19 protein-coding genes and 1 pseudogene are annotated in these 21,846 nt (G+C 44.1%); 3 read left to right on the forward strand and 17 right to left on the reverse strand.

Annotated features, from left to right (window positions below; translation table 11 throughout):
* Nucleotides 1-21 precede the first annotated feature (21 nt).
* From CK1_RS12760 to CK1_RS12810, 12 genes and pseudogenes are all read right to left on the reverse strand, one after another.
* Entirely contained in the window at nt 22-1,392 is a 1,371-nt protein-coding gene (locus CK1_RS12760) for a putrescine aminotransferase (protein ID WP_015526621.1), read from the reverse strand.
* Between the two features lie 239 nt (nt 1,393-1,631).
* Nucleotides 1,632-2,381: an alpha/beta hydrolase family protein gene (locus CK1_RS12765; RefSeq protein ID WP_015526622.1), complete on the reverse strand. Its 750-nt coding sequence runs from the start codon at nt 2,379-2,381 to the stop codon at nt 1,632-1,634.
* Between the two features lie 138 nt (nt 2,382-2,519).
* Nucleotides 2,520-3,776: a sugar ABC transporter substrate-binding protein gene (locus CK1_RS12770; RefSeq protein ID WP_015526623.1), complete on the reverse strand. Its 1,257-nt coding sequence runs from the start codon at nt 3,774-3,776 to the stop codon at nt 2,520-2,522.
* 82 nt (nt 3,777-3,858) lie between these two features.
* Nucleotides 3,859-4,884 (reverse strand): ABC transporter permease, encoded by a 1,026-nt coding sequence (locus CK1_RS12775; RefSeq protein WP_015526624.1) that lies wholly within the window; start codon nt 4,882-4,884, stop codon nt 3,859-3,861.
* Entirely contained in the window at nt 4,881-5,921 is a 1,041-nt protein-coding gene (locus tag CK1_RS12780; protein WP_015526625.1) for an ABC transporter permease, read from the reverse strand. Before CK1_RS12780 ends, CK1_RS12775 begins: the two co-directional genes overlap by 4 nt.
* On the reverse strand, nt 5,909-7,465 hold the full coding sequence (locus CK1_RS12785; RefSeq protein ID WP_015526626.1) for a sugar ABC transporter ATP-binding protein: 1,557 nt from the start codon (nt 7,463-7,465) through the stop codon (nt 5,909-5,911). The genes CK1_RS12780 and CK1_RS12785 overlap by 13 nt, the downstream gene beginning before the upstream one ends.
* A 155-nt stretch (nt 7,466-7,620) precedes the next feature.
* Nucleotides 7,621-8,100, reverse strand: a complete 480-nt coding sequence (locus CK1_RS12790) for a sugar ABC transporter substrate-binding protein (protein WP_353611171.1) — start codon at nt 8,098-8,100, stop codon at nt 7,621-7,623.
* A gap of 17 nt (nt 8,101-8,117) precedes the next feature.
* Nucleotides 8,118-8,366 (reverse strand): annotated as a pseudogene (locus CK1_RS18405) (substrate-binding domain-containing protein); the annotation flags it as partial.
* Between the two features lie 255 nt (nt 8,367-8,621).
* Entirely contained in the window at nt 8,622-10,430 is a 1,809-nt protein-coding gene (locus tag CK1_RS12795; protein WP_015526628.1) for a cache domain-containing sensor histidine kinase, read from the reverse strand.
* 3 nt (nt 10,431-10,433) lie between these two features.
* Nucleotides 10,434-12,026: a response regulator gene (locus CK1_RS12800; RefSeq protein ID WP_015526629.1), complete on the reverse strand. Its 1,593-nt coding sequence runs from the start codon at nt 12,024-12,026 to the stop codon at nt 10,434-10,436.
* A 167-nt stretch (nt 12,027-12,193) separates the two neighbouring features.
* Nucleotides 12,194-14,317, reverse strand: coding sequence for an extracellular solute-binding protein (locus tag CK1_RS12805; protein ID WP_015526630.1), 2,124 nt, complete (start codon nt 14,315-14,317; stop codon nt 12,194-12,196).
* The gene (locus CK1_RS12810; RefSeq protein WP_015526631.1) at nt 14,311-14,496 is read right to left on the reverse strand and encodes a LacI family DNA-binding transcriptional regulator; all 186 of its coding nucleotides are present in this window, start codon (nt 14,494-14,496) and stop codon (nt 14,311-14,313) included. Before CK1_RS12810 ends, CK1_RS12805 begins: the two co-directional genes overlap by 7 nt.
* Nucleotides 14,497-14,715: 219 nt before the next feature.
* On the opposite strand from CK1_RS12810, the gene CK1_RS12815 reads away from it, so the two are divergent.
* Complete coding sequence (locus CK1_RS12815; RefSeq protein WP_015526632.1) at nt 14,716-15,963, forward strand: uroporphyrinogen decarboxylase family protein; 1,248 nt, start codon at nt 14,716-14,718, stop codon at nt 15,961-15,963.
* A 120-nt stretch (nt 15,964-16,083) separates the two neighbouring features.
* On the opposite strand, the gene CK1_RS12820 is transcribed toward CK1_RS12815, so the two are convergent.
* From CK1_RS12820 to CK1_RS12835, 4 genes are all read right to left on the reverse strand, one after another.
* Nucleotides 16,084-16,722, reverse strand: coding sequence for a cobalamin B12-binding domain-containing protein (locus CK1_RS12820; protein WP_015526633.1), 639 nt, complete (start codon nt 16,720-16,722; stop codon nt 16,084-16,086).
* 146 nt (nt 16,723-16,868) lie between these two features.
* Entirely contained in the window at nt 16,869-17,684 is an 816-nt protein-coding gene (locus tag CK1_RS12825) for a methyltetrahydrofolate cobalamin methyltransferase (RefSeq protein ID WP_015526634.1), read from the reverse strand.
* A 14-nt stretch (nt 17,685-17,698) separates the two neighbouring features.
* Entirely contained in the window at nt 17,699-18,748 is a 1,050-nt protein-coding gene (locus CK1_RS12830; protein WP_015526635.1) for a uroporphyrinogen decarboxylase family protein, read from the reverse strand.
* 34 nt (nt 18,749-18,782) lie between these two features.
* Nucleotides 18,783-19,088, reverse strand: a complete 306-nt coding sequence (locus tag CK1_RS12835; protein WP_015526636.1) for an L-rhamnose mutarotase — start codon at nt 19,086-19,088, stop codon at nt 18,783-18,785.
* A gap of 353 nt (nt 19,089-19,441) precedes the next feature.
* On the opposite strand from CK1_RS12835, the gene CK1_RS12840 reads away from it, so the two are divergent.
* The gene (locus CK1_RS12840) at nt 19,442-19,861 is read left to right on the forward strand and encodes a PPC domain-containing DNA-binding protein (RefSeq protein WP_015526638.1); all 420 of its coding nucleotides are present in this window, start codon (nt 19,442-19,444) and stop codon (nt 19,859-19,861) included.
* A 268-nt stretch (nt 19,862-20,129) separates the two neighbouring features.
* Nucleotides 20,130-21,209, forward strand: a complete 1,080-nt coding sequence (locus CK1_RS12845; RefSeq protein WP_015526639.1) for an NAD(P)H-dependent flavin oxidoreductase — start codon at nt 20,130-20,132, stop codon at nt 21,207-21,209.
* Nucleotides 21,210-21,295: 86 nt separating this feature from the next.
* On the opposite strand, the gene queF is transcribed toward CK1_RS12845, so the two are convergent.
* Entirely contained in the window at nt 21,296-21,790 is a 495-nt protein-coding gene (gene queF / locus CK1_RS12850; RefSeq protein WP_015526640.1) for a preQ(1) synthase, read from the reverse strand.
* Nucleotides 21,791-21,846 lie beyond the last annotated feature (56 nt).

The raw sequence follows: 21,846 nt of genomic DNA on the forward strand, positions 1-21,846 counted from the left end.
TCTGTAAAATTCTGTCTTATCTTATACATTAAGTTCTTTCTTTGTATCAGCAAGAGCCTCGTCCATTCTGGAGATAACATCCTTGATATCCTGTTCGGAGATAACAGCTGTAGGCTCGAAACGGATGGTTTTCGCATTAACAAGAGTACCGGCTGTCATGACACGTCTTGCAAACAGACCCTTTGCAGTCTCATAACCAAGCTCACATGTATGGAACTCAACTGCAAGCATAAGACCTGTACCACGAACCTCCTGGATGATCTCAGGATATTTTTCCGCAAGGCTCTGAAGTCCTGCTTTCAGGATCTCACCTTTACTTTTGCAGACACCCGGGATATCATTTTCAAGCATATATTTGATAGTTGCGATAGCTGCTGCACAGCATACCGGGTTTCCGCCAAATGTAGGAGAGCCAAGAAGCCATGGGTTGTCGATCAGATCCTGAACCCACATCTTCGGTTTACAGATGATACCTGTGATCGGCATGATACCGCCGCCGAAAGCTTTACCATATGTCATGATATCCGGTGTAACACCCTCTGCCTCACATCTCCACATTGTACCGGTACGTCCCATACCTGTCTGGATTTCATCAAAGATCAGCGCCACACCTGTCTCATCACAGATCTCACGAACCTCCTGAAGGTATCCTGCCGGAGGAACGATAACGCCAGCCTCGCCCTGGATCGGCTCAAGGATCACACCGGCAACCTTCTCTCCAACTGCCTGAAGGTTCTTGATCGCTTTTCTTACATCATCTGCAATACCATACTGCACATGCTGCACCTGCTGTACCATCGGAATATAAGGAGTACGGTATGTACTCTTACCACCCATGGAAATTGCACCCATGCTCTTGCCATGGAAAGCACCTACTGTGGAAATGAACCATCTTCCGCCGGTTGCGATACGTGCAAGCTTCAGAGCCATCTCAACGGCCTCTGCACCGCCGTTTGTGAAGAAGCAGTACTGCAGGTCGCCAGGTGTGATATCTGCAAGTGCTTTTGCAAGATATCCACGAAGCGGATCAAGAAGCTCCTGAGAATGAAGTGCCTGATGATCAAGCTGCGCTTTTACGGTTTTCAGAATCTCCGGATTTCTGTGACCACAGGTGTAAATACCGAAGCCGCCAAGACAGTCGATAAATTTTTCTCCGTTCAGTCCATAGCAGTAAGCTCCTTCATCCTGCCACTCAAGAACTGCACCCTGCTCAGAGTCAGAAGAAACAGATTTACGGTATTTCAGCCAGCCCGGGCTTACATAGTTGTCAAAATGATCGATGGTATCTGCCACCATCTGTTTTTTCTCCTCTGCCGGAATATCTTTCATATCTGTGTTGATCAGTCCGATCACTCTATCAAGATCTTTGATTACCTGTTCGCTCTTTGCCATAATACATTCCCTCTCTTTCTAAAAATCATCCCGCGATCTGCCTCTGCATCCTGCGTTCATTCTGGTAAAAAACAGGCGCATTCGCTGTATTTCTACAACAAATGCGCCTTTGCATTTCGTCTAATTGTTTTTTGAATTGCCTATATTGTACCCCGGTCAGCCAATGTGTACAATTCTTAATTTCTGGCTGTTTATGATTAGTTTCTGGTAGACATACTTGTTTTTAAGTATATCTCTTCTCAGTTTCTCTCGAAATTATCTGCAATATACTCTACGATCGGTGCAGGATCTTCCAGACTGTGCGGATGATGGTCACAGTCCGGTTTTACGATCACTTTGATCTGGCCGCCGTTTTCCTCATAATATCTGGCCAGATTGGCACCGTTTTCCTGATAAGGCACAACACTGTCAACCGCACCCGCTACCAGCATGATCCTGATCCCCGCTTTAAGAAGCTGAGGCATTTTGTCCAGAGGATTCCCCCTAAACTCCAGGGCATTCTCATCTGTGAGATGATAAACTGCCTTACACTCTTCCCATTCTTTTGAATAACGCTCACTTGCTCCATATCCTCCCGGCCAGCTCGTCACATTCATAACCGGCGCATCCAGATACAGCGTGGAGATCGTTTCAGGATTTTTCACCGTATAATTGACAGAATAAAGACCGCCTCGGCTGAAGCCGAAAAGATCTGCTTTTTTATTAAGGCCTTCTTCCTCTGTGATATACTGATAAAACATTTCCATAAGGCTTATGGATTCCGGGCATCCGTACATGTCGCTGATCATCATATATGCAATATGCCAGCCTTTTTCAAGAAGTGCTCTGTCTGCATAATCAAAAGCTCCGAAAAACTCTGCGCGCCATACCCATGGTTTTCCCGGATGCACTTCTTTCGGCATGACCAGGATACACTCATGGCCATCCAGTTTAAAATCCTTTCTCTGATATCCTTCCCATTCGGAGATCCTAACTTCTTCTGCTTTCATCCCATTACCTCCATTATTCATGCCCACACAAGCCACTGCTGCATAAGCTCTTCACAATCCACAGTTTGAAAATGCCGCCTCCCTCAAAGGAGACGGCATCCAGACATCCGCATCAGCAGACATGTTTATTCTTTTTTATTACCACTGGCACGGCTCAAAGTCTGCTGTGTTCTCAGAAGTAACAACGTCTGTTCTCAGATAGTTTACACGGTTTACATCAATGCCACAGAACCACTCGGAGATTGTACGAACTGCAAGACCAGCATCACCCTGGCAGGTCTGATAGGACATACCATAAAGTTTTCCGTCTTTTACAAGGTCAAGACCCTGTTTGGAGATACCAGCTGCAACGATTACGATATCGTCACGTCCTGCTGCCTCGCAAGCCTCAGCTGCACCGATAGCCTGGTCAGAGTCATCTGCAAGAACGATAGCATTTAATTTATCGCCATATTTTGTGATCCAGTCGGATACGACCTGTTTAACCTTGGAAGCCTCAAATCCAGGAGACTGGATATCAAGTGTCTCGATATCCGGATATTTCTCAGCAAGCTCTGTCATAGGTCCATAGCAGCGTGCATAGTAAGGAGATCCACCTACGTTATGTGTAATGTAAGCAACTCCTCCTTTGCCTTCCATCTTCTCGCCAAGCATATCGGCAAGTGTTCTCATCTGGTACCAGTCATTCGGGCCAGTGTAGGAAATGATGTAGTTCATAGCTTCTGCTTCCGGTGTTGTATTTACACAGAATGCCGGGATTCCAGCGTCTGTGATCTTCTTGAACTGCTGTGTTGCATGGTCAGCGGAAAGCGGAATCAATGCGATTGCATCCGGATGCTCGTTGATCGCCTGGTCAATGTAGCTGTCCTGATTTCCCTGATCCCAGTTTGGATCATAAACAGTTACTTCCATTCCGACTGCATCACATGCTTTCTGGAAAGCTTCTGTGTAGCATGTTGTCCAGGCATGTGCACCATGAACGATCAAGATAACTTTTTTGCCTTCCTGTCCATCTGCCGGTGACTCCGGGAATTTTGCATCATTTGCCTCGTCCCAGTCAAGATACTCTTTGTAATGCCAGTGATTGGCATCTGTCTCTTCGTAATTGTCTTCACAATATGCAGCATCTCCGTCTACTTCCGGAACATCGAAGCTAAGCGGTGCTTCCATCATGAGATGGTCATCTGTTGTTTTTAATGTTTTCTCTGCTTCCTGCAGTTTGTCGTAAGAATCTTTTGCAGCGTCCGGAACTTCTACTGCTTCCTCTTCTGCACTCTCATCACTTGCCTCTGCCTCAGTTGCCTGGGCGTCTGTGTTCTCCTCTGCAAATGCTACAGACCCCGTACCTAACAACATAGCACCACATAACAGAACCGCCAGTCTCTTTTTCATCATGTTTTCTTCCTCCTATACCTTATATAGTTTTATTTTATTAAAAGCTCCCTCCGCTTTTAATTCCCCCTATTATTTTCATTACTTATTTTGCACCTTTCATCTCTTTGAGATGTTCCAGATGAAGATTCGGACGACGTCCAAGGATCTTATCTTTATTGTATTTTGCAACTGTCTCATAGATCAGGCAAAGCACAAGTGCTGCACCGATAACCAGTACCTGAAGCTCTGTGGATTTACAGAGAGATTTCAGGAACGCGATCATCAGAAGAGAAATGTAGGTCCAGCCTACGCTTCCTTTGCCGCCGTAGATATCTGTTCCACCGATAACAGTTGCTGTAAATGCCATATAGAAAGGTGAGATTCCTTTTTCACCCATGGTTACATTCGCCGCGCCGGAATAGATTCCGTTCAATGCTCCGCCAAGTCCTGCTGCAAGTCCGGAAATGATAAATGCTGCTATTACAACACGGTCACTGTGGATACCTGCAAGCCATGCTGTCTCTGCATTACCACCTACCATATGGATATTTCTTCCAAGTCTTGTGTAACGAAGAATTACAATTACCAGGATTACAAAAAGTGTTGTGATAATAAAATACGTTGAGAATGGAAGAAATGGAAGCCGCTGATTATTCAGCTTCTCATTCAGATCATAATCTCTTCCGATACTCAGCTCACTTCCGTTACAGTACACATACATGATTCCCTTGAGAACCAGCTGCATACCGATACTTGCGATAAATGCGTGGATCTTCAGCTTTGTAACAAGCAGTCCCATGATCAGGCCGTTTACAACACCCATCAGAGCACCGATGAGAATGCAGATTGCCCACGGAAGCTTCTGGTTGCTGTGAAGCCCAAGTGTAAGAAGTGCTGCAAAGGTTGACATGTACATAACTGTCATATCCATATGCCCTGCAATGAGGACGATAGTAAATCCAAGTCCCAGCCAGATAACAAGACTTCCGTTACCTGTTACTGCCCGGATATTGTAGGCTGTATAGAAATTGTCCACAAACAGTCCACAGAAAAGTACGATCGCAAGTAATAAAAATGCGCGGTTTTTGTTGATCATTGCTGCATTCAGCTTAAATTTCTTCTCCATCATGCTTTACCCAACTTTCTGTTTGAATGTGTGTTTAACCATACGATGAACAGGAATACGATACCCTGGACAAGATACTTGGTGTATGTTCCAAGACCGATCCAGGAAAGAATATTGTTGAGGATACCATAAGCAAGAACACCACCGAAGGTTCCAACAATACTTCCTTTTCCACCGTTCAGGGAAACGCCACCCAGAAGGATCGCAGTCAGAGCATCAAAATCATAACCGGTTCCGTTTTCGTAGGAAGCACATTTTCTGAGAGCTGCATAAAAGATACCAGCTGTTGCGCTGCAGAGACCATTGATCACATATGCGATAATGATCTGTTTTGTACAGTTGATTCCTGAAAATTTCGCTACCTCATAATTGGTACCGATGATCTTCAGTTTCTGTCCGAATGCTGTTTTTGTGTGAATCACCCATGAGATCACAAACATAACCAGCATAACGATTGCCATCAGGGAGATTGCTCCACCGATATAGGTTCTGGAAATCGCGTAAAACTTTTCAGCAGATGACTGCATGCTCTCTTTCGCGATATCCTCTGCGTAGAGCATTTTTCCCTGCCATACTACTCGTATGACACCGGATATCAAAAGATTTACCGCCAGTGTCCAGATGATGGCGTTGGCTCTCATCTTACCGATCATGAAACCGTTGATCAGACCGATCAGGGCACCTGCAAGAAGTCCTGCAATAATAGATCCCACAAAACCGAAGTTAATGCACTGTACTGCCATAACTCCGCCGAATGCCATTGTGATCGGCACAGACATATCTGTCATGTTTCCTGAATATGTAACGTAGAACAGTCCTGCACAGACCATACCGGTCAGGGCTACTGCTTCCAGAATAGACTGGATATTACTTTTTCCGAAGAACTGTCCTTTCGAAATGATCATTCCCAGAATGATAAGTCCTGCAACAATGATCCAGATGCCAAGCTGATTAAAGATCAGGCTGGCTTTGTTGATCTCTGTTTTTCTTGTATCTACCTTTGGAGCGGCAGTATTTCCATTTTTATTTACTTCTGACATGATACGAACTCTCCCTCCCCATTAGCTGCAATCAGTATTGAATTTTCCGTCATATCTTTTTTCCGGATCATTCCGATCGTATGTCCTTCACGTAAGATCACTGCTCTGTCTGCAAGTCCCACAACTTCCGGAAGGTCAGAAGAAAGAAGAATTACGGAATTGCCTTTTGATACATAATCCTTAACTACATTATGGATAACCTGCTTGGCATTAACATCAACACCTCGTGTAGGTTCATCCAGGATCAGGATATCAACACCTGCTGCCAGCCATTTGGCCATCAGCACCTTCTGCTGGTTTCCACCGGAGAAGCTGTTTACCAGACGGTCTCTGTCTGCCGGATAAACGCTCATCTCATTGATCTTCTCATCAATCAGTCCGTTCAGTTTCTTCTGGTTGTAGAAAATACCGTTGGAATTCCGATCGATAATACAGGAGGTCACATTATCACCAACTGTCTGGTTCAGTGCCAGACCTACGACTTTTCGATCCTCTGTCAGATATCCAAGTCCTCCGGCGATAGCTTCTCCGAAGTTCCTGAAATGCGTCTCTTTTCCATGTATATAGACTTTTCCACCATCGGCCTTATCCACACCGATCAGTGCTCTTGCGATCTCTGTTCTTCCTGCCCCGGCCAGTCCGCAGATAGCAAGTACTTCACCCTTATGAAGCTCGAAGTTTACATGATGGAAAAATCCCCAGTGTGTATAATCTTCAACCTTCAGTACAACTTCATCCTGTACCATGGATTTATGGTTCTCATAGAAATTCTTTACAGGAGTTCCTACCATCATCTCAACCAGCTTATCCGGATTCGTATCAGCTACTGCACAGGAGCCTACCAGCTTACCATCTCGCATAACTGTAACATTGTCTGCGATCTCAAAGATCTCTGCCAGGTGATGGGAAATATAAACCACTGCAAGCCCCTCTGCCTTCAGCTGACGGATGATCTTGTAAAGGCGTTCAACCTCGTCGCTGGAAAGAGCGGATGTGGGCTCATCCATAACAATAATGGATGGATTAAAGCCAAGAGTTTTCGCAATCTCGACAAGCTGTGCTTCGCACTGGCTGATTTCAGAAACATCCATAGTCGGATCAATATAATCCAGTCCCACTCTTGCAAGAAGTTTCTTTGACTCCTCAATTGCTTTCTTCTTATCTACAAAAATACCTTTCTTAGGAAGTCTTCCCACCAGAAGATTCTCATAAATGGAAATTCTTCTTGCAAGAGAAAGTTCCTGATATACCATTCCGATTCCTGCTTCCTTGGCCATTGTCGGGGAATGGAGAAGTTTCTTCTCTCCGTTAATGTAGATATCTCCTGTATAGTCATTAAACAAACCGTTCAGCATTTTCATCAGAGTTGATTTTCCCGCACCATTCTCTCCCATCAGAGCATGCACTTCACCTTTTTTCACACGGAAATCTACCTTATCAACAGCCAGTGTACCTGGAAAACGTTTTGAAACCTTCTGCATATCCAGAGCGTATGTCTGTCCCGTGCTGTTTACTCCACTGCTCATATTTATCTCCTTTCCCATGAATGACACCTCCGCCAATGTCAGTTCATCTTTCTGAGTAACAAATCCGATCATTACGAAGTATTTATTAGTATAATAAGAAAAACCGATGAAAATTGAAATTCAATTTTTTCATCGGTTTAGTCTTATTTTTCACATCAGTAACAGTCCTTTTTTTAATCCAGTGACGGTCTGAAATAAGTGTCTATATTATCTTTTGTAAGGCTTACTACCAGGTTCTTGTACCACAGTCTCAGGATTTCTCCCGAAGCAGCTCTTTTTGCACAGCTCCATGCATATTCCGCTTCATATTCCGGTGGCTGGGTTACAATACCATAAAGCTTTCCACTCTTTACCGCTTCCATATGCTCTGTTTCATTTCCAATTCCTATCACCTGGATCTTGTCCTGTATTCCCCTTGCCTTCAGCATATCATAAACTCCCAGTGCCATATTGCTGTCATGGCAGTAAAATACATTGATATCCGGATTCCGGGAAAGAAGTCTGGATGCTGCCAGACCTGCTTTTGCCCGGGACCAGTTGGCTTCTTCAATCCCCACAACTTCAACGTCCGGATAACTGGACAGATATTCCAGAAATGTCTGTGTTCTGTAAATCTGGGGATCTGTTCCCTGAGAACCTTCGATGATTCCCACTTTTCCTTTTTTCCATTAAGACATTCCACCACCAACTGACCTGCCAGATCAGCCTCTTCCGACATACTTGCCCCTACATAAGTTGTAATATATTCCGCAGATACAGTATCCACTTTCATATTCAGATTGATCACAGGGATTCCGGCGTTCTTTGCCTCGCGAAGTACATTCAGATAGGATTTCGCATTAACCGGACAAAAAATGATGGCATCAACTTTTCTCCGGATAAAATCCCTCATCTGCTCTTCCTGTTTTTTACATTCCATTCTGCATACTGGATTTCCAGCTTATAATCCGGATCTTTCTCTGCTTCTGCAACAAGAAGATTTCCAATAGCATACTGATAACTGGCCTGACTGGATGCAAGAGTGGCACCGATTATTTTTTCTTTGTTTCCTGCTGCGTTTTTATACCGGCTGCCTCAGATCTGACTTCTGTTTTATAATGAACAGTTACTGTCGTTATTATCATCAAAATTGCCGCCGCAAAAATCAGGAGCCTTTTTTTCATATGCTTCTTATTCATATACTGCCTCCCTCATTATATGGAAGAACATAAGTCACTGTCGTTCCAACGCCTTCTTCTGATGAATAGCTCAGACCGTATTTCTTTCCAAAACGGAGCTGGATGCGTTCATTTACATTTTTGACTCCGATTCCGGAACCGCTGATATTCTCAGATTCGATCTCATCAGAAAGGATTTTCCTGCATATTTCTTCCGGCATTCCGCATCCGTCATCGCTGACTTCTATGATCAGATTCTGTTCCCGCCTGTACGCCCGGATAGTGATCTTTCCTGTTCCTCGTTTCTTTTTGATGCCATGATAAATACAGTTTTCCACTATCGGCTGCAGGATCAGCTTTATCGTCCTGCACCGTTCCACACCAGGCTCTGCTGAAATTTCATATGTAAATTTATCTGCATAACGCATACTCTGAATGATCAGATAATTTTTCACATGCTCCAGCTCCCTTTCCAGAGAGATTTCTTCATTTCCCTTGTTCAGGGATATCCGGAACAGCTTTGCCAGTGCTTCTGTCATTGCCACGATATTTGAGTCATTTGTCTCTGCCATCCATATAATGGAATCCAGCGTATTGTACAGAAAATGCGGATTGATCTGTGCCTGCAGAGCCTGAAGCTCGTACTTTCGCTTATCTTCCTGTTCTTCGATCACCTGCTCTTTCAGATTCCGGATACGGTCCATCATCTGATTAAATTTCATTGACAAATGTCCGATCTCATCGTCTGTAAGAATTTCCATACGCTGATCCATATTATCCGGATTAACCTGAACCATATATTTTTCCAGTTTTTTCAGAGGCTTTACTACTCCTGTAAGAATCCGGTTAAGCAGAAGCAGGGTTACTATAAGAGTAATTGCCACAGCCAGGATCATTACCCCACTGATCGCCATTGTTTCTGCCATCACAGACTTGTACGGAACCATACTTACCAGAGTCCACCCTGTTGTTTTCATATCGGTTCTGGTTACCAGATATTTCTCTCCTCTGTAGTTCAGCCTGAAACAGCTCTCCTTCGTTTTCCCAAGTGCTGTATTCAGCTCCTGACGGTTTTCCTTCTCATCAAAAGCGAAGCGTTCTCTTCCATTTTGCTGCTCATAAACCAGCTCGCCCTTATCATTTATAATACATATAAAATTCTCCTGTTTTTCCTGAAAAGAATTACAGATCTCCGTGATCTTATTCATATTCAGATTGATCAGGATCACACCTCGGAAGGTTCCGTTTTCATAGCTCTGGACTTCCCTGCTCAGTGAGATCACCTCATCATCTGTGTCAAAAAATGAATGTCTGTTAGGTCCTGTGATAATTGCATCCTGCGGCTTTGCCACTGCCTTCGCATACCAGTCCAGCTTGGAATAATCCAATGCGACCTTCTGATAGGTATACATAGATCTGTTCAGGAGCATTTTTTTCTTTCCAAAAATCATAATGGAGGAAATATCTGCCCTGGAAAGTAAGGTGTCACTGAATGCCTGGGAGCTCATCTCATAAGAACGCATATTTTTTCCGATTCCGCTATCCACATAATCATCTTCTTCTTTGATCACAGTTTCCAGATAATCCTGAAGATAATAATTATAATTTACATTTTTTGCAATGGAATCCACTTCCTCCAGATAGCTGTTCAGATAGGCTTCCATATTTACCAGATTTTCTTCTTCGTACTTTCCCCGTTCATTAAATGCCCTTGAATGAAAGACCATATAAAAAACAGTAACCATAATACACATGGTAACAATAATCAGCACCGCTGTCTGACTCAGGGCCCGGTTTTTCAGGCTGCTTTTCTGTTTTTTCTTCATGGCTTACTCCTTTGCCCTGAACTCGGAAGGAGACATTCCTGTATATTTTTTGAAAGAAACACTGAAATAATGAGGATTGGAAAATCCTGTTTCATAAGCAATCTCATAGGTTTTCATATCTGTTGATCGAAGCAGCTGCATGGATTTTTCCATACGGACATCTGTAAGATATTTTACAAAATTCGTTCCCGCTTCTTTCTTGAAGAGTCCGCTTAAATATCCTGTACTGACAGATGCAAATTCCGCTGCTGATGTAAGGGAAATCTCCGGATTTTTATAATTTCTCATTACATAATCCTTCACCTTGTCAATAACCTGCATTCCACTGTTTGTCTGAGCAGAATTCATTTCGTCACGGATACTGCATGCAAATCGGATCAGCTCATCCTCCATCTCTCTCAGGGAACTGTATGTTTCAAATTTCTGGTATAATACAAATCCTCTGTTCCACATTTCATCCGGGATATCCTTAAGCCCGGCAAGTTCTCTCAAAAGCGCATTCATTGCCTCCATATAAATAACCTTGACATTTTTTCCGGAAAGGGAACCGTTCTTTCCATTGTCATGAAATACAGAACGTACTGCTCGTTCGATTTCTTCCGTATTGCCGATCATGATACTCTTAGTAAGATGGTGAAGTTCCTGCTGCGGATAATAGAAGGAACGCTCCAGATAATTCAGGTCTTCAATATCATAAACATTATTGCTTCCCAGTGAATATTTACACTCCAGTGCTTTCTTTGCATTGCGGTAGGCCTGGTTCAGTTCATCCAGGGTGGCTGCCGTTGTCCCCAGTGCACAGGTGGTTTTCAGCCGGATCGTGTTATAGATAGACTTCTGGATAATACAGAGGACATCATAAATAAGATCATGCGATTCTGCTTCAAGTGTACCGCAGCGAAACAAAATTACCACTCTGTCTTTTCCATCTTCAAAAACATAATGCTCTTTTCCCAGACATTCTTTCACAATATTCCGGGATGCAAAAAGATAAAGATCATAATCTGCCCCTGAAATATTTTCCATATCAAGATCCATGACTCCAATCTCATATGGTGCCTGGCTCATATCCAGCTGAAGGCTTTTTGCCCTCTCCAGATACAGCCTGAGATTACGGTCTGCAGAACAGACGATCTTGTTCAGTGTCTGTTCCTGAAGTACAGGCAGACTCTGGCGAAGCTGATTCTTCATTGACTGGATATACTGTCTCTGGCTGTTCTCTATATGAAGCTTCTCGCAGATCTCCTTCATTTCCTTATAAAGGCTTTCGGCACCGATAGGCTTCAGGATATAGTTCTTCACTCCAAGTCCGACAGATTTCTGTGCATACTGAAAATCCTCATGTCCAGTGAGGATCACAACATGGATCTGCGGAAATTCCCTTGAAAGGATCTCCGTCAGCTCCAGACCATCCATAAACGGCATCACAATATCTGTCAGCACAAGATCCACATGATTTTTCCGTATGATATCCAGTGCCTCCTGTCCATCCTCCGCAAGAAAAATCTCCGAAAATCCCAGAGATTCCCAGTCTATGATCTTTTTCACCCCATTGCGGATAAGAGGTTCATCATCAGCAATCAGAAGTGTATACATTTTCTTCCCCTCCCATCTGTACATTGCCCGTGATTATATATAATTTTCGTCTGTTTTTCGTGCACTTTTTCGTTGATTATACTATATTTTCACAAAAGTTACAACTTTTCCCACAATTATTCTTGTGTATATTGCATATTACAAAAATTATTAAACGTGGTTTTTCGTCATCTTCTGAATATTTCGTGAATCGTTGGATATCCATACATGCTGAACAGGTGATCCGCCTCTTCCTGTGCTGCTTTCAGCGCCTCCTCAACAGAGATATCTCCCTGATATGTTTTTCGCAGAGCCTGACACATGATCTTCTCAATCTGCTCTACAGGAATAATCAGGCGATTCTTTCGATACGGACTGTTTCGTCTTTTTGCATACTGAAGGCTCTCCTCAGTGCTGACCAGCCAGGGATACAGCTTCAGCAGCTCACTGTTGCGGTACGGTGTCACAACTGTTGACGCACCATTCAGTATAGTCAGATACAGATTCGTATCACTATTGCACAGCCAGGAAAAAAATCGGCAGACAGATTCTCTGTGTGAGGAAAAAGGATTCAGTCCCAGATTCCATCCTACACTGGCAGGTGCTTTTCCCGGAACCATACCGGAAGCGATCCGACCGGATACATTCTCTTTCACCCGCCGGTTTATTCCATGGGCAAACTCTGAATATGTGATCAGCATAGCTGTCCTGCCTGTACAGAAATCATCTACTGTCTGAGTGATAGATCTGTTCATATCTTTCTCCGGTATATAATCCAGCGTATGGAGAATACTCTCAAAAGCCATTCTGTTCTCCTTCGTATGAAAGGTTGGCCTATGATAATTATCCCACAGCTTTCCGCCGCAGGCCCAGAGCCTGATCAGGATCTCCGGTGCCAGTTCTTCATCGATCGCTCCCGCAAAAGAAGCTCCGTATTCTGTAGGTGACGCAGGATTCTCCTTCCTTGTAAAAAAGGCAGCCACATCATTAAATTCCTTCCATGTTCTCGGTGCCCGAAGTGATATCAGACTCCTTTTCTGGTATTCAGTCTGAAGCTCCCTGTTTTCAAACAGGTCTTTTCTGTAGAAAAGAAGCTGTGTTCCTCCGCTCACCGGGATTCCGAAATACCGTCCGTTCAACTGGCAGTTCCGGAAGCCTGACTGAAAAAACTGATCCTTTCTGAAGCTTTCACTTTCAATAAAGGAAGAAATATCTGCAAGACACATATTTTGAACCATATATTCCAGCCACGGAACATCATAGGTATAAAAGTCATAGGTCTGCGTCAGCGTAGCACAGGACTCTGAAATCATGGAAAGCAGCTGGTTCTGAGGTACACAATGAAACTCTACCTGAATCCCGGTTTCCGCTTCAAAATGTCCGGTAAGCAGCTGCAGTGCCTGGATAGTCGGATTGTCCACTGCCAGAAAGCGGATTTTCTCTCTGCAGGATATCCGGAAGCTCTGTTTCTGCTGCTTTTCTTTTTCCGGCAGACTCACAAGCCGGATATCCTTTTCCGAAAAATCAATCTCCTGTATAGTCTGCTCATACAGCCTTGGGTTATGGATATTCTGCAAAAGTATCCTGGCTGCCTGCTCCCCCAGAACAGTACTGTTTCTGGAGATTTTGATCACACCATCATTCTGATTGATGTTGATCCAGGATTCCTCGGAACAGCTGATCAGAACAATATCCTCCGGGGTTCGCAATCCGCAGTATTCCATGGCAGTCTGAATTCCATATGTGATCTCACGACTTGTTGACAGCAAAACCTCCGGCGGCTTCCTGGAAAAAGTTTTCATAAAACTGCTGAATGCATCTTCTCTGGTAAAATTCGTCGCACATATCTTCTCCGGTGCCAAATCTTCACCCAGTGTTTCCATGGCATCTCTGCATGCCCGGACATAATTCCGCTCAGAAGAAAACTCAAGAGGACCACAGACAATACTGATATCCCGGTATCCCTGTTCCAGAACCTGTTTTGTTATGCTGTAAAAGGTATCGTAATGACGAAACCCTACATAATTACAGAACACGGAATCCGGTTCACGCTCAACAAAAACCGCCGGAATCTGATAATCCATAATGTGGTTCTGAAAAAAAGCTGTATTACCGGGCTGTGTCGTCACGATAATAAGCCCTGCTGAATTCTGGGTAATAAATTCGTCGATCTTCGTACATTCCACATCTGCGGAATCATTGGAAAACGCAATATTAATGGAATATCCATGGGACTGAAGATAAGAAGATATTCCGTCAAAGAGCCCTGAGTAAAATTGGCTCCTCATTCCCGGAAGCAGCACGCTTACCATATTGCTGGCTTTTTTTTCAGATTTCTGGCAGAATAATTCGGAATATATTTCAGTTTCTCCACAGCGTCCATTATCTTTGTATAGGTTTCCGGACGGACTGCTTTCTTTCCGCTCAGTGCGCAGGAAACGGTTGCTATGGATACACCTGCTTCCCTTGCAACGTCTTTTAATGTTATCATTTTTATGTCCCTTCAAACGCTTCTGTTTCGTCGTTTTTCTCTCTGTTTTTATCTGTTTTTCATTATAAGTCCTATGAGATCCGCTTCATTCAACATAGTAAAATTCGTAGTAAAACGTTTAGATTTTTATTCCGGCAATCATATTGAAACACACACTTTTTTTTCACATAATGTAGTTATAAGTTGAAGCAAATGAAAAACTACAGGAGGTAAATATATATGAAAATGACACCCAGAGAACGTGTAATGGCGTCTGTCAATCATCAGAATCCTGATTCCCTTCCAATGGATCTGGGAAGCAACGTAAGTGCCGGAATCAGTGGTATGGCTTACGGAAAATTTAAAGAATATCTTGGAATCACAACAGGCCACAACCGTATTTACGATGTGGTACAGCAGGTAGCTCAGCCTGAGATCCAGGTTCTTGATATCATCGGAGCTGACGTCCTTGACGTTGGCCGTGTATTTAACACAGAAGACTCCGACTGGTACGATGTAACCTTATCAAACGGCGTTGCCGCACAGTGGCCGGGCTGGTTCAGGCCGAGACATAACAAAGATGGCTCTTATGAATATTTTGACTGCGAGGGCACACTCATTGCCAAGATGCCAAACGGCGGAATGTGTTTTGACCAGCAGTACTTCCCATATAAAGAAGATTATCCGGAAAACTACAATGATCTGGATAAAGAGATGGGAAAGGTTATCTGGAGTGCTATGGTTCACAGTCCATGGGATCATTCCAACGAAAAATATTTCTGGGAAACACTTCGTGAGAGATGTCTTGTACTGAAGAACAGCACAGACCGTGCCCTGATGATCACCTGCGGATGCAACTTCTTCGAGTGGGGAACTTTCCTTCGCAGAATGGAAAATTATCTCATGGATATTTATGAGGAACCGGAGCAGGTTCTTGCACTTAATGACCAGCTTCTGGAACGCCACCTGAAAAACCTGGAAAACACATGTAAGTACCTTAACGGAATCGTAGATATTGTCCGTTTCGGTGATGACCTCGGAATGAACAACAACATGTTCATGTCCCTGGAAAAATACCGTACCTTATTCAAACCGTATCATACAAAAATTAATGAGTATGTACATAAACACAGCAGCATGAAGACATTCCTCCACTCCTGCGGTTCCATCTTCCCGGTCATCGGAGATCTGGCAGAAGCAGGCTTCGATATCCTTAATCCGGTTCAGACATCAGCAGCCAATATGGATCCTGCCAGACTGAAACAGGAATACGGCAAAGATATCACCTTCTGGGGCGGCGGATGCAACACCAGAAAAATTCTGAACATGGGAACTGAAAAAGAGGTTTACGACTACTGCAGACGCATGATCGATATCTTCTTCCAGGATGGCGGATTCGTATTCAACCAGGAGCACAACATCCTCGGTGATGTTCCTCCTCAGAATATCATGGCTATGTATAAAGCTGTTGAGGATGCCAGAAGATAAAGTACAGACAATATGTTTCTAAAACCCCAAAAGGGATGCCGCATGAACAGAATCTCTGAATTCTGTTCCATACGGTATCCCTGATGGCATAGGTTTATCATAAGCGGTTGGATTATTCAGTTATGCTCCGATCAGCTGATTTGCCAGTGTTGCAGCACTTGCAGCATCCTCGGAATATCCGTCTGCGCCGATCTCGTCTGCGAATTCCTGAGTGATCGGTGCTCCGCCGACCATAACCTTGATATTGCTTCTGAAATCAGATTTGTTCAGTGCATCTACAGCATCACGAAGTGCAGGCATTGTTGTTGTAAGAAGAGCGGAAAGAGCGATGATCTTTGTATCCGGGTTCTCTCTGTAGCACTCGATGATCTTGTCATTGGAAACGTCAACACCAAGGTCGATAACCTCGAAGCCTGCACTCTCGATCATCATGGCAACAAGGTTTTTGCCGATATCATGAAGGTCTCCTGCTACTGTTGCAATGATAAGTTTACCCTTTACGCCTGTAGCTCCGGATGCAAGATGCGGTTTCAGAACCTCAACACCTTTTTTCATGGCTCTTGCTGCTACCAGCATCTCAGGTACAAAGATCTCATTATTTTTGAACTTCTCGCCTACAACAGCCATGGCATCGATCATACCTTTATTTAAGATCTCCTGTGGATCGCAGCCTTCATCAAGAGCTTCCTGCACTGCTTTTCCTACCAGTTTCGCTTTACCGATTTCTACTAATTTTGCAACTTCTTCGATTTTTGACATTGTTCTACCTCCAAATATTATGTATATTCATTATTTGCTACGGACAGGCTGATAATTTTTCGCACTCATCTCAGCTTTTATCGTATTTTTTATGGGATTCGTTTGCAGAGTCCTCCGCAGGCTCTGCAAACCTGAAGGGATCCTGATTATTTTTTTACAGGTCCAATAAGACCCTCTCTGTATGCTCCGATGTACTCCATACAGTAGTCATCTTCTCCAAGAAGAGCTTCTGTTGCATAAATAAGGCCAAGCATGTCTCTGTTTGTCGGATCAAGGATTCCACTGTCCAGTCCGGCATTCATAGCCAGTACCATAAATCCAAGGTTGATCAGCTTACGAACCGGCAGGTTGAAAGAAATATTGCTGATCGCTGCTGTAATGTGAATGGACGGATACTGCTCACGAACAGAAGTGATAACTTCGATATTTGTCTCAATTCCGTTCTCAGATGTACAAAGCATCTCTACCAGCGGATCAATGTGGATCCTTGATGGAGCGATTCCGTATTCTTTGGCTTTTGCCATGATCTTATCAAATACGCGAAGTCTGTCTGCTGCATTTTTCGGGATTCCGGTATCATCACTGAGAAGAGCGATAACTTCCCAGCCTTTATTTTCTTCCTGTGCCATAACAGGGAAAATCTTGTCGATCTTGTCGCCCTCGCCGGATACAGAATTGAAAAGTCCCGGACGTTTACAGAATTTATAAGCCTGGATCAGTACATCAGCACTTGGACTGTCCACAGAAATCGGAAGGTCTGTTACTTCCTGAATACAGTCGATCATCCATTTCAGTGTTTCAACTTCCTCTTCCTCCGGAACAGATGCACAGCAATCGATAAATGTTGCTCCGGCTTCTGCCTGTTTTCTTGCACGGTCTTTGATAAACTCCGCATCTCTTTTTGCAATAGCCTCTGCAACAGAAGGAATGGAACCGTTGATTTTTTCTCCAATAATAATCATATTTTTCTTCCTCCCTATTCGTAGATCTTGGTTGCTTCGTCAAACAGCGCCTTGATATTGCTTGGCGGAACATCCGGCTGTAATCCCTCATGGCTTGGTGATACGATAAGGCCTGTCGGGAAGTAGGTACGAAGCTCTTTAACCTTTGCAGCTACCTGCTCCGGTGTTCCGTTCGGAAGAAGATCCTGTGTATCAACACCGCCGCAGAAAGAAATCTTTCCGTCGAATTTATCTTTCAGGTTTGCAGGATCCATACCTGCTGCAAGTGCCTGGATCGGATGGATAACATCAACGCCAGCCTCAATGAGAAGCGGGATAGCTTCAACAATAGACCCGCAGGAATGATATACAACCTTTACGCCATAGCTGTGTGCCAGATCGATAAGTTTCTTTGCTCCGGGAATAACGAACTCGCTGATAAGAGCCGGGCTGATCATCAGGCCTCTCTGACTTCCTACATCATCACCGATGAGGATTGCCTGTACTTTACCTTTTGTTGCCTCAAGGAAAATCTTAAGGGCTTTCAGATAAAAATCTACAATATGATCATCTACATAATGTACCATCTCAGGCTCTGCAACCATGTTCATAAGGCATGTCTGCATTCCGAATGCAGCACAGGTATCCTGGAAGTGGCAGGCCCAGAGCATACCCATAACTACTTTATCATCCGGTGCCTCATCAACAAGGCGGCGGCATTCTTCCGGATCGATATAAAGCTCCGGATCCGGCCATGGGAAATTCACTGCCTCCACATCTTCAAGATCCTCACACTGTGCAAAACATCCGTCTGCTGTCAGTGTTCTGTGCTCTGTATCTACATTGCTTCCGTTCATATACCAGTCAAATGCCGCGAAAATTGCGGAGCATGTCGGGGATTTGTACGGGATCTCTACTGCGTAGAAATCATCTCCGCATACTTTTTTCAGTTCTTTGATATTGTCTACATGGTAGTAATCGCAAAGTGCAGGAACTGCCTCCGGTGTCGGATCACCAAGCCAGCAGGCCGGTCTGTCTACCGGTTTTCTTTCTACAGTTGCGATAAATCTTTCTCTACTGTTCATGTTTCTTTTCCTCCATATCTATTGCTTTTGCTTATTAGTTAAGGTGATAAATTTCTTCCATATCTGACCAGAATTCGCCCTCTGCTCTGTCAGGAAGGGGTGACATCAGCGGTTTTACAACATCCCACCATCTTTGTGTTGCCGGATCTGCTGCCATCTTTGCCATATCTGCATCGAAATCTTCGCCTTCGTACTCAAAATATGTAAAAAGATATTCTCCTTTGCTGTAGATAGAATAATTTTTCAGGCCGCATTCTTTGATCATTTCATTTACGCCCGGCATTGGATTTGCATGCCATTTTTTATATTCGGCAAGCTTTTCCGGTTTTACCTTGATCATCTGACCAAATCTTTTTTCATACTTTCACCCTTTCCCTGCTGCTTCCAGTTTACAGTTCTTACATTCCGTTCTTTATGAAAATCATTATAAAAAAGCCGGTAAAAATATAAATTCAATATTTTCATCGGTTTAGTCCTTTTTTTCATGTAAAAATCTGAACATGTAAAAAATACACCTATAGCAATTCCAGAAATTAATACATTAAAAAGAAGTTGGACAGAGCATGATGCAATAATTTCCGGAAGTGCTGTAATCTGATTAATGTAACTATTGAATAAAAACAGGAATGTATTATACTGAAATCATACTCAGACAATGGGAAAATCAAAGAATTTACAGGGAGGTTTTTTATCATGGAATACAGACGTTTTGGAAACACGATCTATCTTCGACTTGATCCGAAGGAAGAGATCCTGGAGGAGATCGGCAAGGTTGCAGAGAAAGAGAACATCCGCCTTGCACAGGTCACAGGCCTTGGTGCCATCAATGATTTCACCGCAGGTGTATACAACACTGTAACAAAGGAATACCACTCTATCCAGTTTCAGGGAGCTTATGAGATTGTTTCTCTTACCGGTACCGTTACCCGCAAGGACGGTGACGTTTATCTTCATCTCCATATCGCAGCCGGTGACGAAGAAGGCCTTGTACACGGCGGCCATCTGAACCGTGCCATCATCAGTGCTACCGCCGAGATCCAGATCCAGATGATCGACGGAGAAATCGGTCGTGAGTTCAGCGAAGAGATCGGTCTGAATCTGTTTAAATTCTGATTTTGCCAGACGGAGTTCAGCTACAGTCTACTGCTTTACAGTTTTAGATTTCATCACACATAAAAAGGGTGAGACTACACAGCGTAATGCTGTCAGCTCACCCTTTTCTTATTCCGAAAAGCTATACCAACAAATCACCACATCTCCCTGAGCCAACCTTCCTACATATACATTGACAAATTTCCCTGTTATGATATACTTTGATGATAAAACTATTTTATATTAAAATCATTTAAAGAACGCAAATGAATGTGAGGATCTGATCATTATGAAGAATTTTAAAATCGGTGATAAACTTACGAGATTTCCCCTGATCCAAGGTGGAATGGGTGTCGGCATCAGCCTTGGCCGGCTGGCAGGCACTGTTGCAAAGGAAGGCGGGATCGGAATCATCTCCACCGCTCAGATCGGCTACCGCGAAGAGGATTTCGACCGAAATACCGAAGAAGCCAACCAGCGGGCTATCCTGTCCGAGATGAAAAAAGCACGCAGGATTTCTCCTGACGGTATCATTGGCTACAACATCATGGTTGCACTGAAGGAGTATGCATCTCATGTAAAGGCAGCTGTCCAGGCCGGTGCTGACCTGATCATCTCCGGTGCAGGACTTCCTACAGAGCTCCCTGCTCTTGTCAGCGGAAGCAAAACAAAGATCGCCCCCATTGTCTCAACGGACAAATCTGCAAAGGTTATCCTGAAATACTGGGAAAGAAAGTACAAGCGCACTGCAGATCTTGTGGTGATCGAAGGTCCCCAGGCAGGCGGTCATCTGGGCTTCCACAAGGAAGAGCTGGATTCCTATACCCCGGAAACCTACGACAATGAGATCCGAAAGATCGTCCAGACTGTAAAAAGCTATGCAGCAAAATTCGGCACGGAAATCCCTGTAGTAGCTGCCGGCGGCATCGCCACGCACGAGGATGTAAAGCATGTCCTTGATCTTGGTGTGGACGGCGTTCAGGTCGCCACCCGCTTTATCCCAACGGAAGAATGTGACGCAGACATCCGGCTGAAAGAATCCCTGATCCACGCCGCAAAGGACGACATTGCCATTGTAAAAAGCCCGGTAGGTATGCCGGGACGTGCCATTATGAATCCCTTCATGCAGCACGTCATGGCCGGTGAAAAAATCCCGCACAGCCCATGCCACCGCTGCCTTGCCAAATGTTCCCCCGGCGAGATCCCTTACTGCATTACAGACAAGCTGATCGCCGCCGTAAAGGGCGACGTGGAAAACGGCCTGCTGTTCTGCGGAGCAAAGGCTTATATGGCAGATAAGATCGAAACCGTGCACGACGTGATCGCTGATCTGTTTGGCACAGAATCAGAATGCATCCGGCTGTCATAAAGATAAACCTACGCTGTCAGGCACACTAAACCAAAAGCCCCTGCTTTCATTGCTTTTCGCAGTGAAAACAGGGACTTTTTGTTTTTCTACCGGTTATCGATCTTCTCCGGGTACATGTCATGCTCTGTCAGGCGTTTCCAGGCAATCTCCTCCCATCTGGTTCCGGCTTTTCCGTAATTGCAGTAGGGATCAATGGAAATGCCGCCTCTCGGAGTAAATTTTCCCCAGACCTCAATGTATTTCGGGTCCATAAGACGGATCAGATCCTTCATAATGATATTCACGCAATCCTCATGAAAATCTCCGTGATTGCGGAAGCTGAAAAGATACAGCTTCAGAGATTTGCTCTCCACCATTTTTTCACCGGGTACGTAGGATATTGTGATCGTCGCGAAATCCGGCTGTCCGGTAATGGGACAAAGGCTTGTAAATTCCGGACAGTTAAATTTTACAAAGTAATCGTTGTCTGGGTGCTTGTTCAAAAATGTTTCCAGTACCTCCGGAGCATAATTGTCCGGATATTTTACCTTCTGATTTCCGAGAAGGGTGATTCCTTCTTTTTCCAGGTTTTCTCTGCTCATATTTTTTTCCTTTCTATGGTCAGGCGGATATTTGCGATCCACTTCGTTACTTACTC

Origin of the sequence: Ruminococcus sp. SR1/5 (genome assembly GCF_000209835.1) — a bacterium.
In the GTDB taxonomy this organism is placed as follows: Bacteria; Bacillota; Clostridia; order Lachnospirales; family Lachnospiraceae; genus Blautia_A; species Blautia_A fusiformis.